This window comes from Bacillus sp. BB081, assembly GCF_008368895.1.
Lineage (GTDB): Bacteria > Bacillota > Bacilli > Bacillales > Bacillaceae_G > Bacillus_A > Bacillus_A wiedmannii.
The window spans coordinates 20,738-34,330 of record NZ_QOZX01000016.1; the positions used below are offsets into that span (position 1 = coordinate 20,738).

9 protein-coding genes are annotated in these 13,593 nt (G+C 36.2%); 1 reads left to right on the forward strand and 8 read right to left on the reverse strand.

Annotation, left to right across the window (positions count from 1 at the left end):
• Nucleotides 1-288: 288 nt before the first annotated feature.
• Nucleotides 289-591, reverse strand: a complete 303-nt coding sequence (locus tag DN394_RS08050) for a DUF3910 family protein (protein ID WP_001102531.1) — start codon at nucleotides 589-591, stop codon at nucleotides 289-291.
• 79 nt (nucleotides 592-670) lie between these two features.
• Nucleotides 671-1,549, reverse strand: coding sequence for a cell wall-binding protein EntA (locus DN394_RS08055; RefSeq protein ID WP_000733337.1), 879 nt, complete (start codon nucleotides 1,547-1,549; stop codon nucleotides 671-673).
• A 664-nt stretch (nucleotides 1,550-2,213) separates the two neighbouring features.
• On the opposite strand from DN394_RS08055, the gene opuD reads away from it, so the two are divergent.
• Complete coding sequence (gene opuD / locus DN394_RS08065) at nucleotides 2,214-3,728, forward strand: glycine betaine transporter OpuD (protein ID WP_001230120.1); 1,515 nt, start codon at nucleotides 2,214-2,216, stop codon at nucleotides 3,726-3,728.
• Between the two features lie 612 nt (nucleotides 3,729-4,340).
• Here the strand turns inward: opuD and DN394_RS08070 are convergent.
• The 6 genes from DN394_RS08070 to DN394_RS08095 all read right to left on the reverse strand — a co-directional run bounded on the left by DN394_RS08070 (nucleotide 4,341) and on the right by DN394_RS08095 (nucleotide 13,463).
• On the reverse strand, nucleotides 4,341-5,642 hold the full coding sequence (locus tag DN394_RS08070) for a glycosyltransferase family 2 protein (protein ID WP_149293719.1): 1,302 nt from the start codon (nucleotides 5,640-5,642) through the stop codon (nucleotides 4,341-4,343).
• Nucleotides 5,639-6,394, reverse strand: coding sequence for a diguanylate cyclase domain-containing protein (locus DN394_RS08075; RefSeq protein ID WP_000654296.1), 756 nt, complete (start codon nucleotides 6,392-6,394; stop codon nucleotides 5,639-5,641). The genes DN394_RS08070 and DN394_RS08075 overlap by 4 nt, the downstream gene beginning before the upstream one ends.
• 259 nt (nucleotides 6,395-6,653) lie before the next feature.
• Entirely contained in the window at nucleotides 6,654-7,865 is a 1,212-nt protein-coding gene (locus DN394_RS08080) for a NupC/NupG family nucleoside CNT transporter (protein ID WP_001051033.1), read from the reverse strand.
• Between the two features lie 346 nt (nucleotides 7,866-8,211).
• On the reverse strand, nucleotides 8,212-9,933 hold the full coding sequence (locus tag DN394_RS08085) for a C40 family peptidase (protein WP_149293720.1): 1,722 nt from the start codon (nucleotides 9,931-9,933) through the stop codon (nucleotides 8,212-8,214).
• A gap of 209 nt (nucleotides 9,934-10,142) precedes the next feature.
• A complete protein-coding gene (locus DN394_RS08090; RefSeq protein ID WP_097915565.1) occupies nucleotides 10,143-11,027 on the reverse strand; it encodes a D-amino-acid transaminase in 885 nt (294 codons plus the stop codon).
• A 507-nt stretch (nucleotides 11,028-11,534) separates the two neighbouring features.
• Complete coding sequence (locus DN394_RS08095) at nucleotides 11,535-13,463, reverse strand: LTA synthase family protein (RefSeq protein ID WP_000665354.1); 1,929 nt, start codon at nucleotides 13,461-13,463, stop codon at nucleotides 11,535-11,537.
• Between the last annotated feature and the right edge of the window lie 130 nt (nucleotides 13,464-13,593).

The window sequence follows — 13,593 nt, forward strand, 5'->3', positions numbered from 1 at the left end:
CGTACACATATTTCTTTCCTTTACCATTATAAACAAAAAATGCTCAAAACAGAAAAAATGAAATTTGGATTATCATATTGTAACTGTGAATGGAGGTGGAAAGGTGTTTTTCAATATTTTTGAACGGCATCTTTTTTGTAGTTTACTTCTCTTGTCAATCTTTGTCGGTAAATAGATATTTCGTGTCGAACCGTTAATATATTTTTCTCTACTCGTGTTTACGAAGGGAAAATAAAAAGGATATCACTTAGCCGAAAAAATCCGACGAGGTGATATCCTTTTTTTCAATTAGGAGCGCGTTTCCTTTAATATCGCTTGCACATATGGATCATGTAATATTTGCTCTATAATTGGTAACATGTTTTGTTCGAATGGAATATCGATAGGAAATGGCTTTTGTGAGCCGGGTTTGATTCCATATTGGACAATTTTGTAATGTGTATTTTCTTCAAAGCTGAGCACAATTAATCTATATCGATTGTCATCGCCAGCGAGTGAAAAGTCAATGGAAGTAGCGTCGTATGTTACTTCATCTTTATATATATACGGTTTTGGTGTACCGATCCAGTCTACTTTTGCTTGTACATTCATGAACATAACCTCCTTATAGTTATTATAAAAAAATAAAAGCCAGCTCTCAACAAAGAGAACCGGCTTTAGCAGTCATTGGTTATTTTAAAATTTTCACTTTAACAGTTTTGCGTCCCCATTTTTGAGCAGCGCTATCTGATCCAAGTAGAATGTCGATACGGTTACCTTTAATTGCACCGCCAGTATCTCCAGCGATAGCTTCTCCGTAACCTTCAACCCATACTTTAGATCCTAATGGAATTACTTTCGGGTCAACAGCGATCATTTTCATGTTTGGGTTCGCTGTTAAGTCATGACCCATTGCAGTTAATACACGGCCACCGTATGTGCCACCGTTTTCGCTTGGGTGAGCTGTATATGCTGTAGCTACAACTGTTAACTCACGACCATTAGAAGGTTCGCTAGTTTCAGCAGCTTTCACAGCAGGCTTAGCAGCTGGTTTTGCTTGTGCTGCAGGTGCTTGCGCTTTAGCTGGTGCTACAGTTTTAGCAGGAGCAGGTTGTTCTTGTTTCTCGATAACAGGTGCTGTACCTGTTAAGAAAGGAACGTGAACATAAGCTGTTTTCCCGTTATATTCAAATTGTAACCACTCATTTTGTACTTGGTTCGTTGTTTCGATCATATCGTCTTTCTTCAACGTTCCAAGAATTTCTGAGTTTGTGTTCGCTTCAGCACGTACGTTTAATACGTTTGCTGTTACGTAGTAGATGCTTTTTGTAAACTCTGTACTTACGAATGCGTCTTTACCATCTAAAGTGATTTTTGACCATCCGTTCTCTGTATTTTGAACATCTATTTTATTCCCGTTTAGTAATTTACCGACAACTTTTGATTCCGTAGTAGGGTTTTCGCGTACATTTAGTACGTCTGTTGTTACAACAGTTTCTGCATTAGCAGATGATGTGAAAATCCCAAGACCAAAAACTGCTGCTGTTGCTATTCCAATTAATTTTTTCATGATAGCCTCCATTGCGTTTGTTTTCGTGTCCTCATTATAGCAACAGATTTTTTCGGATTTGAGGAAAACACACAATTACAAACCATTCGTAATCAGTCGTTAACATCCTGTAATATAGCAAAAAATATAAGAAAGCGTTTTTCATTCTATATGATTAGTAGGTTTCTACTTATATTCAAAATATTTAATACAACATATTGTTTTCGGCGTAAATAAAAATATTACAGGAGTATTACATAATGTTTACTAAACGGTTACATTCCTTGAGTATTTTACCGTTTTATGGGTAATATAGTTATATAAACATAAACATTTCGTTTGTGAAACTATAAACACGTGCTATATACTAGCAAAAAAACCGCATAATTGTTACAAACAGAAAGGGTTGCAAGGAAGAAAAATGCCCTTTTTTACATCTGTAACACATCCTTTTTTGGGAAAACACATTCCCATCCGCATTTTTCTCGCACAATTTGACAGCAGTATTTCGATCTTATAGCTCTTGCAGAGTAAAAAGATTATACGGAAGGTAAGGCTGTCCATAAGAATTCTAGTTGGTGAAGGTGAAAGTAAGAAAATCACCGTAAAATTATAGTTTTCTATCCGATTTTACATATCGGAATTTATGTTATTTACAAAAGTGAAACCTACGAAGGGGGATTTGATGAGGAAACTGACAAAAACATTCATCGTTTCATTAACATTATGTATTGCATTTACAATTTGGGGGATTATTCCCGAATCTATTATCGGAAAAGGTAGCTTAGGAAATGTAACAACCGCAATTCAAACTGCATTAGTTAGTAAGTTTGGATGGTTCTATATTATTTCTGTTTCTATTATTTTAGTTGTGTCTATCTTTTTAATTGTTTCGAAATACGGTTCTATTCGTTTAGGTAAAGATGATGATGAACCTGATTATAGTTATATGACATGGTTTGCTATGCTATTTAGCGCGGGTATGGGTATCGGTTTAGTTTTCTGGGGCGTTGCTGAACCATTAAACCATTTGTACGCACCTCCGTTTGGAGAAGGTGCAACTGAGGAAAGTGCACGTCTTGCATTACGTTTTTCATTTTTCCATTGGGGATTACATCCGTGGGGACTATATGCATTTGTAGCGCTGTGTATTGCTTACTTTACTTTTAGAAAAGGAAAAGCAAGTACAATTAGTGCGACAGTAGGCCCGTTATTCAAAAGCGGGGAACATGGACGTATTGCTCATTCATTTGATGTGTTAGCTGTTTTCGCAACTGTGTTTGGTGTCGCAACATCATTAGGTCTTGGTGCGAAACAAATTGCTGGTGGTGTTAGTTATTTAACATCTATCCCGAATTCATTAACGACTCAGTTAGTCATTATTGCAATCGTAACAGTGTTATTTATGTTATCTGCACAAACAGGGCTTGATAAAGGAATTAAATATTTAAGTAATACGAATATTATTTTGGCGTTTGCACTTATGATCATTGTATTATTTGCGGGTCCAACAAACTTTATTATGAATTACTTCACTTCAACAATCGGTTCTTATATTCAAGAATTGCCAAGTATGAGTTTCCGTTTAAGTCCATTAGATGAAGGCGGAAATCAATGGATTCAATCGTGGACAATTTTCTATTGGGCATGGTGGATTGCATGGTCACCATTCGTAGGTACGTTTATTGCTCGTGTTTCAAGAGGACGTACGATTCGTGAGTTTGTTATTGGTGTGTTACTCGTACCGACCGTAATTGGTGCGCTTTGGTTCTCTGTTTTCGGCGGGACTGGTATTCATATGGAGCTGTTTGGTGATGCACATATCTTTGAAAAAGTGAAAGAGATGGGAACAGAAGTAGGATTATTTGCTATGTTCGATCAGATGGGAAGCTTTGGATCAGCCTTATCAGTATTAGGTATTCTACTTATTGCAACATTCTTCATTACATCAGCAGATTCTGCGACATTTGTTTTAGGAATGTTAACGACACATGGTAGTTTAAATCCGCCGAACCGCATTAAAATGATTTGGGGTATCGTTTTAGCAGCGATAGCTTCTACTTTATTATATGTTGGTGGATTAGAAGCACTGCAAACGGCAGCTATCATTGCGGCATTCCCATTCGTTTTCGTTATCTTCTTTATGATGGCGGCATTATTTAAAGAGTTACAAAAAGAAGGACGTATGAAGCGTCATTAATAATAGAAGAAAAAAGAGCTGATTATATATCAGCTCTTTTTATATAGAAGGAATTTTAACTGCAAGTCAGGGAAATAAAATACTTTACTATGTAAGTAGTATGCCTTTTATGCGAAGATAAATCGATAAATTTCGACAATGTTCGATATCTTGCGGATTCTATTTGTATTTTTGACAAAAAATTGTCGGAAATGTGTTGTCACGTTTATGTATATGTGCTATATTATTTCCTGTAAGCGATTTCAAATAGTTTTAAAGCGCATTCAAGGGGGACATCTAGAATAATGAAACGTTACGAAAGAAAGTGGAAGCATATTTGTTTGAAACGTGTGGCACATCGTAGTGTCCAAGAAAGCACGGAACCTAAGACTGAAACGCGCAAAGAACAGCAAGAGAAGCAATTGGTTCTACAAAAATAGCAATCACTTTTTCGTATATAAATGAAGGTCAATCGTTCGTTGGGGGATGGACGTGAAATTACTTTCAGCTAAGGGGTATTGTCTGATATATATAATTTATACGGCAATAAATCAGCACAGAGCATACGGCGCTCTGTGCTGATTTTTATTTTGTAAATAAAAATCAGTGGGAGAACTCCCACTGATTAAAGTTTTACTTTTCTTTTTTGAATCGAACTGTTTTATCCCAGCCAATGACTTGTTTCTTGCTCTTTGCACGTAAGTATAAAATTAAGCTGCGAATGAATAAGTACGTAAAGAGCTGTGCGTATGTAAAGTACATGATAACACTAATAAAAATATTAGTTGGTGTAAAGGTTCGTTCCACACTCTGGGCACTAAATAATTGAGAAACATATGTAATATATGCGACATACCACATAAATAGTAGCGGAATGCTATATTGAATTTGGAATATCCCGAGTAACCCAATTACAAACCAAACGTTCGAGATGATTAAGAATAGCCAAAATACAACATACACTAAAACTTGTTGTAAGGAATGGACGAGAAGTTTTCCTTTAAAGAAACTTAAGGAAGAAAACATTTTTTCCAAAATGTACAAGTTCCCTTGGAGCCAACGTGTACGCTGCTTAATAAGGATTTTTAAATGCTCAGGTTCTTGTTCCCATGTAATCGATTCTGGAACGATCGGTAAGAGATAGCCTTTTTGTGTAATTCGTAATGTTAATTCAGCGTCTTCTGCAATTGCATACGGGTCATAACCGCCAAGCTCTTCTAATGCAGAGCGGCGAAGAAGCATGTTTGTTCCTGTTAGTGAACCTGTTTGGAATAGTAACCAGCGTCCGGATTGCATAAGGAGCTGGAAGATTTGAAATTCTAATGAAATCATTCGTGTTAGCCAGTTTCTGTTTTCATTTACAGTACGAACGTGACCAACAGCTCCAACAGCATCTTCGGTTGTTTCAGCATGTTCTACAAGCATTCGCAATGCATGTGGTTCAGGCTGGTTATCTGCATCGTACACACAGAAGTATTCACCATCTGAAATACTAAGACCATAATTTAGTACACGTGATTTCCCTTTTGGTTCACCCGCCGGAACACGAATGTGACGAATGTGAGCATAAGCTTTTTCAAAATCGTCACCAATTTCAGGTGTCTCATCTTGAGAGTTATCGTTTAATAAATAAACGGTTAGTTTACCTGGATATTCAATCTTCGCCATCGCTTCCAAAGTATCTTTAATAACGACGCCTTCATTGTGGGCAGGTATTAAAATGTCGACGCTTGGATAATGTTCTAGCGTACGATCTTTTCGTTTCCTATTTCGGTGAACTAAACCTGCGAGTGTTAAGAAAGAATAGTAGACGAGTAAGCCAGAGAACAGAAAGGCTGTAAAAATAAGTACATATTTAATTGAAAATGTGATGCTGATCCAAAAAACGAGTACGCAAAACAGGAGGAATAAAAGAAGTATAACGAGTGTCATCATAATACTGTCGGTCCTTTTGTAGCGATTTGTTCTCGTTGAATCTTAATGTCTTGAATTGCCTCAGCTGCAAGCCATTTTTCCATTTTGGGCTGTAGACGGTTCATTACAATATCGGTACCAGCTTCATTTGTATTTTGTAATAAAATGACTAATGTGTTGTTATCATATTCAGCAACAAGGTCAAAGTCAGCTCTTACCGTTTCAACTAATAATGAAGCTACACGGTCCATAACACTTTCCTTCGTATATTTACTAAAGGAAGTGAAGTCAAAATAAATCATAACGCCTGTTTCATTACGACGATTCATTGCATTTATTAATAATGCTTGTCGTCTTTCGAATTCTTGTCTTGTTAATAATTTTGATTCTCCAATGTATTGTTCTAACGTTCTCACACGTTCGGTTAATTCTTTATTTTCATGAATAACCTTCTTTAATAAATGAGTTGAGATATATACGATGAAGAAGTTTGCTGCCATTAGGAAGTGAGTAATAATGTATTGCCATTGTTCTGATGTGCTCCATAAGTAAAGCCATGCTTGGTAGAATAGGTAGAACACCGAAACAATGGTTCCTAATATGAAGAGAACAAATGCAGTCTTATCAGGCAAAAATAGAAATAGTACATTAACAATTACATATATAATTGTAAAAATGAGAGCATGCTCATATTGCGTTACATGTACAGTTGTAAAATAAAATAAAATTTGTAAAATCCACATAGAGAGAACTTTATAGAAGTTATCTTTCACAAAACTTTCCTCCTTAAAGATAATTCATGCAAGGATACTTGTAGTATGCACAATTATTAAGAAATAGACCGGATGACTAGATTCTTTTTGAGAGAGCAACAATAAGTAGTATCCCTCTTTGGTAAGAAAAAATAAACAGACTTACTAATTATTGTATCATAATGTTCTTATATTTCGGCATAAAGTATTTAATATATACAAAAAAGTAAACATAATAATAAAAAGTCCCCTCTTTAGAAAGAGGAGACTTTACATCATTTTATAGGAACATCATACCTGCAACTGCTGCATTTAAGAAGTTTGCTAATGTACCAGCGATAACTGCTTTAATCCCTAATTGTGCAATTTGTTTACGGCGAGTAGGAGCTAGCGTTCCTGTTACACCTAATTGAATTGCGATAGAAGAGAAGTTTGCGAATCCACAGATTGCGAATGTTAAAATTAAATTTGTTTTTGCAGAGAACTCTGCCATGTGTGGCCCTAAGTTTGCGTATGCAACGAATTCGTTGATTGCAAGTTTTTGACCGATGAAGCTTGCTGCTTGTATAGCTTCACCAGGAGAAACCCCGATTAAGATAGCAAATGGTGATAGTAAGTAACCGAAGATTAAATCAAGGCTAAGTTTAATATCGAACCAAGAACCAACCCATCCTAATAAGCCATTTAATAAAGCGATTAATGCGATGAAAGCCATTAACATTGCTGCTACGTTAATAACAAGTTGCATACCTTCAGATGCACCACGTGCAGCTGCGTCAATAACGTTTGCATCTTCACGTTCTGTAGAAAGTTCAACGTTATTATCTACTTTTTCTGTTTCTGGCATAATTAGTTTCGCGATTAATAAACTTGATGGAGCTGCCATAATTGCTGCTGCTAATAAGTGTTCTAACGGAATACCCATTGCTGCATAGCCGACAAGAACTGATCCGGCAACAGCTGTCATACCGCTTACCATAATAGTGAAGAATTCACTATTTGTTAAACGTGCTAAGTAAGGTTTAATTAAGATTGGAGCTTCAGTTTGTCCTAAAAATACAGTTGTTACTGAGTTTAAACTTTCTGCTTTAGAAGTTCCAAGAAGTTTACTTAATGCGCCACCAACGACACTAACAAATCTCTGCATAATACCGAAATGATATAAGATTGCAACTAATGAACTAATAAATACGATTGGAAGTAGTGCTTGAATGAAGAAAACAAATCCCCAAGGGCCTTTTGCGTTGACTAAATCCCCAGCAACGAACTTAATTCCCTCGTAAGAAAAATTAATTAATCCTTGAACGCCATCTGCAGCGTATTTTAAACCTGCTTTTCCGGCATCCCATCGTAATACGATAAATGAAAATGACATTTGTAATGCTAGCGCGATTAAAATTGTGCGCCAATTAATAGCTTTGCGGTTGGAAGATAGTAAGAAAGCAATTGCTAATACTCCAATCACGCCGCCAATTCCCCATAAAAGATTCATGCAGTGTATGCTCCTTCCTCATAGTAAAAAAAGTGTATAAACCAGTTGTCTATACGTTTACGAATATAACATCTTAAGTAACTTATCATAATGGACATCGGAGGTCAAACGTCTAACGAAAAGTTTAAATAAAAAGAAAATTCTTTAAAAAAACACATATAAAATGATTAAACATGAAATAGGTTATGTTTTTTATGTAAAAATATACATTATGATAACGTTATGGAGTGTTTTTGTAGAATATAGTGTATGAAATAGGGAAATGGATACATTATTTTTTCGGGGATATAGGTGACATATATTAAAAAGAGCCTTCTAGTAATCTAGAAGGCTCTAAAAATATAACTTAAGGTGCTTTTGTGTATCCTAAGAAATGGCTCTTCCAATAAGAGTTACTTAATGAAGCGATTGCTACACCTTTATCTCCGGCTTGGATAAATGATCCGCCTCCAAGGTAAATACCCATATGAGAAGGACCTGCTTTATAAGTATCTTTGAAATAAATTAAGTCACCTGGTTGTGGACTTGAAGTTTGTGGTAGGCTACTCCAATATCCTGCAACACTTTGACGACTAATGTTATGACCAAATTTCTTAAATACGTGGTAGATGTAACCACTGCAGTCAACACCAGTAGCAGAAGTACCGCCCCAAACGTACGGTACGCCTTGCATTCCTTTTGCATATGCAAGTATGGAAGAACTGTCGCCGCTATTATTACCTGTATTGTTATTGTTATTATTGTTATTTTGGTTGTTGTTAGGCTTATTATCTACTGCGCCACCAACTGGTGTTTTAGAAAGGTAACGTGTTCCGATGTAACCAGTTTGACCGTTGTAGTTAATTTTGCTCCATCCAGAGTTTTCAGAGATTACTTGAACCTTCTGTCCTTGTGGAAGTGCCCCTATGATTCTATAATTTGTACCTTCGCCGCTACGTACGTTTAAGGCAGAAGCATTAATGTAGTAGTTGCCAATTGCACCTTGATCAGGTTGTTTTGGCTGTTCAGGAGTAGCAGTGCCACCTTTAACGAATTTTACAAACTCGCTACTAACGAAACCTGTTTTTCCTTGATAGTTTACTTTAAACCAACCGTTTTCAGATCCAACTACGTTTAATGTAGTCCCATTTAACACGCCACCAATTACACTATGGTAAGCAGCAGGGCCTGTACGAACGCGTAGAGATGTTGCGTTAACAACGTAAGTACCACCAGTTTGAACGGTTACATTATTATTTTGTTCTTGTTTGTTACCTTGTGTAACGTTGTCGCTAGAACCGCCTTTTGTTACGTAGTCTTTGCTTACGTAAGCAGCTTGTCCAGCGTAATTGATTTTGAACCAATCTTGAACTTCGCCAACAACTTGTACGACTTGTCCTTTTGTAACAGACCCTACAGTTGTGTGAGAAGTGCTAGGACCTGTACGAACACGAAGGGAAGATACATTTACTGTATAGTTTCCGCTTGCTGGTTTTACAGATTCTTGGTTGTTATTATTCGTATTGTTGTTTGAAGAACCTGCATTAGAAGAAGCACCAGATACGAATTCGCCACTTACATAGCCAACTTGTCCATTATGGTTGATTTTCACCCAACCATTTTCTTGACCAATTACGTTTAATGCTTGTCCTTCATATACACGTCCTGAAACAGAACTAGAAGTGTTAGGAGCGGTACGTACACGTAATACATCAGCAGTAACTTTATTGTTTCCACCTGTTGTACTTACATTGGAATTGCTTGCACCATTTTTTGATACAAATTCACCGCTAACAAAGCCTGTTTTTCCATTAATATTAATTTTGAACCAACCATTTTCTTCGCCAATCACGTTTAGTGATTGACCGTTATAAACGCGAGAGATGATGTCGTGAGAAGTACTTGATCCTGCACGAACATGTAATACGCTAGCGTTTACCGTATAAGATGAGCTGTTTGATGCAGAAGCTTGGACAGTTGTAGCAGCTTTTTGTGTATTTTGTTCAGGGGCAGCTTGAACACTATCAAGTGTAGGTGCTGCTCCTCCTGCTACAGACACTGCCGCAAGACCGGCAAGGTATTTTTTCATAATTTGTCGATTCCTTTCTGTCTGTAATGTAGTTAAGAAATATTTACCAACTGTTAAAAATTCTAAAGAGCATGTCGATTACTGTCAAGACTTATGCGGGAATCTGAATATGACAAAAAGATTACAAGAAAAAATCAAGGCATAAATTACACCTTGATTTCCATTTAAATACATATATTGAATGTAGAAAGGTTAGAAATTATTCGTATTTAAGAAGATGACATATTGGATTGTAACAAGCTTTGAGAAAATGACCTTTGTAGCATTTTTGTGATAGGGCCAACTTGACCATCTTGAATTGCAGTTCCATCAAGGTGAGTCATCGGCAAAATTTCAATCGTCGTTCCTGTAAAAAAGCATTCATCTGCTTGATAAACATCGCGAATACTAAACAGTTCTTCTTTTACCGGAATGCGAAGGGTTTTCGCTAAAGAAAGGACATATTGACGAATGATGCCATTTAAAATAAGGTGATTGGCTGGATGTGTGTAGAGAGTTCCGTTTTTTATGAGAAAGAAGTTAGAATAGCTTCCCTCAGTTACAGTACCATTTCGTACGAAAAGAGCCTCTTTACAACCTTTACGTTCAGCTTTCGTAGCGGCTAATACATTAGGTAATAAATTTAATGATTTGATATCACAGCGTAGCCAGCGCGTATCTGGTTCTGATATAGCACGTACACCATATTCAATCCATAACGCTGGTCTTTCTTTCTTCGTAATATAGGCATAGATTGTCGGAGGGACGTCATATGAGAATGTGTGGGTACGAGCTTGTACACCGCGAGATACTTGCAAATAAATCGTTCCATCTTCGTAGAAATTATTACTTTCAATTAGTTTGTAAAGCAGGATAATAAGTTCTGCCTTTGAGAAAGGGAGTGATAATTCTATTTCTTCCATGGAGCGATATAATCTTGTGATATGCGGATCTAATAAGTGAAAGTTTCCTTTATATAGGCGAATAACTTCGTAGACACCATCTCCAAACTGCAAGCCTCTTTCTTCAAGTTCTATGTACGTTTTTTGTTTCGTTGTATCAATAACTGCATCATTCCAAAGTACAAATCTTTCATATGCCAATTTCCGTCCCATCCTTTCGTAAGTGCATAAGTAAAGTGAAGCTTTCATTCGGAATAAAAATCACTATAGTAATTTCTATGTGAGTACTTCTTTACATATGACGTATATGTATTTGTAAATGGTAGAGAAGTAGTAGTGATTTACAGCATTTTGTATATACAAATTCGAAAATGAGAAATAAGAATCCTGCTTTTGAATAAAAAAAAGCAACATTCTGATGGAATGCTGCACAAGGAGGGTAGCTATCTTTCATAGGGACATCGTCTTATTGAATGTTTTGTGTATGGAAACAAAACATAGTGAAAGACAATTATAAGAAAGTAGAAATAAACGATTCATATATTTCTTTAAGGGATCTTATTACAGATGAGAGATAAGAAATATATAGAACCTTGCTTACATATTTTATTATAGAGATGTTTCATTAATTCTATGTGAATATTTGGTAAAGGTTATGTAATGTTAAAGTTAATGAATATAAGTGATTGTATGGAGAAATATAAAAAAAAGAGGCTGAGATTACTCAGCGCTCTTCTTTTCTTCTTTAATAGCTGTCTTTACTTCACCAGTTTTGGTCTTATTACTTTCAGAGAAGCGAAGTAAGTCACCTTCAATGATTTTGTCAGACATGTTCAATTCATTTTGGGCACGATCAATGAGTGGTTGAGATTCTTCTTTTGGTAATTGTACAACTTCGCTAGTAGTACGGTCGTAGAATGTACTGTTCGTGTACATGTACTTATCTGTAATGAAGCTACCGTCACGAAGAACAACGAATCCTTTATTATCAGGTGAGAATACATCATGACCAAATTGAACTTGATTCGTAGAATCTACACCAAGTAAGTTTAGAATTGTTGGTTTAATGTCAATTTCACCAGTTGGTTTTGAAATTGTTTTACCTTCTTTTTGACCTGGAACGTGAATAAACATCGGTGTTTTTTGTAAGTTCATATGGTCAAATGCAGTGATTTCTTCTTTTCCTAAGAACTGTGCCATTGCACGGTTATGGTTTTCAGAAATACCATAGTGGTCACCGTAGAATACGATAACTGAGTTGTCGTAAATACCTTCTGCTTTCAGACGTTCAATAAAGTGTTTCATTGCTTCGTCTAAATAGCGAGCAGTTACCATGTAACGGTCAAATACGCCATCACCAGAATTGTATTCATCGATTAATTTCGTGCTGTCATCATAAGTGAATGGGTAATGATTTGTTAAAGTAAGGAAGCGAGTATAGAACGGTTGCTTCACTTCTTTTAACATATCGATAGATTGATCGAAGTATTCGATATCTTTTAATCCCCAATTTAATTTCGTTTCTGGCGTAATCTTGTAGTCAAGCTCGTTGTAGTAACGATCATAACCAAGTGCCGGATACATAATGTTACGGTTCCAGAATGTTGCGTTGTTCGCGTGGAATACCGATGTGTGATATCCTTGCTCACGTAAAATTTCTGGTGTTGCTGTATATTCGTTATTACCGTGTGTGAAGAATACAGCCCCACGGTCTAGTGGATACATGGAAGTATCTACTAAGAATTCAGCATCAGATGTTTTTCCTTGCCCAGTTTGATGGAAGAAGTTATCAAAGTAATAACTTTCTTTCGTAAATTGGTTTAAGAATGGTGTAACTTCTTGTCCGTTAACTGTTGCACCAATTAAGAATGTTTGTAATGACTCAAGAGAGACAACAATTACGTTTTTCCCTTTTGCCGTACCAAACATATTTGGATCTGGTTTGCTTTGCGTTGTTTTTACGTAGTTCTCTGTTTCCTGTAATTTACTACCGTCAGCAAAAGCTTTTTGTGAACTTGATTTTGCTTGTAAGCCAAGATCATACACTTGGTGTACATATAAACCTAAGTTTTTAACAAGCATAACGCGGTCGAATGAACGTGTTAATAGTTCAGGACGCTCAGCTTCTGCAAGTCCTAAGTTTGCGAAGAAAATAGCAACTGTTGACACGAAGTATAGGGAACGCATTGGGCGTGCTACACGTTCTGTCGGTGCAAAATTCTTCATCTTCTTCAATAAAATGAAGAATACAATAATATCAGCAAATGCAAGGATAATTTTGTAGTTAAACAATTCTTTCACACTAGAACCTAAACTTCCAAAGTTAGATGTTTGTCCTAGTACTGGTAAAGTAACGAAGTCATTGTAGAATCCGTAGAACATTACGTTACCAACAAGAACGATTGTTAAAACAAAATTAATTCCAAGTGCTATATAGTTACGTTTTTTCCCTTTTGCAAATAATGCAAGACCAACAAGCAGTAATGATGCTGCTAATGGGCTAAGGAATAAAATGAATTCTTGCATGAAAGATTCAAGTTTTAAATCAAAGCTTGTGCGTGTAATAAGGTACGTCTTCAGCCATAAAGCTAAAGCTACGAATACAGTGAAACGCACATTTTGAAATTGTGATTTCAAGGTTTCTTTCATTCATTTCCACCCTTTCTCTATCAGGCTTGGTCGATTTTGGAGCGAAAAATGCTAAAATAAAAAATACATAGTTTTCTTGGCCATAATTAGAGGTTCTATATTCACCCATATACGACTATAACTATGCATA

What these genes read in the sequence shown, in the direction of transcription:
- DN394_RS08095 (WP_000665354.1), bottom strand. Translation starts at nt 13,463, where the DNA reads ATGAAAGAAACCTTGAAATCACAATTTCAAAATGTGCGTTTCACTGTA.
- DN394_RS08090 (WP_097915565.1), bottom strand. Translation starts at nt 11,027, where the DNA reads ATGGGACGGAAATTGGCATATGAAAGATTTGTACTTTGGAATGATGCA.
- DN394_RS08055 (WP_000733337.1), bottom strand. Translation starts at nt 1,549, where the DNA reads ATGAAAAAATTAATTGGAATAGCAACAGCAGCAGTTTTTGGTCTTGGG.
- DN394_RS08070 (WP_149293719.1), bottom strand. Translation starts at nt 5,642, where the DNA reads ATGATGACACTCGTTATACTTCTTTTATTCCTCCTGTTTTGCGTACTC.
- opuD (WP_001230120.1), top strand. Translation starts at nt 2,214, where the DNA reads ATGAGGAAACTGACAAAAACATTCATCGTTTCATTAACATTATGTATT.
- DN394_RS08050 (WP_001102531.1), bottom strand. Translation starts at nt 591, where the DNA reads ATGAATGTACAAGCAAAAGTAGACTGGATCGGTACACCAAAACCGTAT.
- DN394_RS08080 (WP_001051033.1), bottom strand. Translation starts at nt 7,865, where the DNA reads ATGAATCTTTTATGGGGAATTGGCGGCGTGATTGGAGTATTAGCAATT.
- DN394_RS08085 (WP_149293720.1), bottom strand. Translation starts at nt 9,933, where the DNA reads ATGAAAAAATACCTTGCCGGTCTTGCGGCAGTGTCTGTAGCAGGAGGA.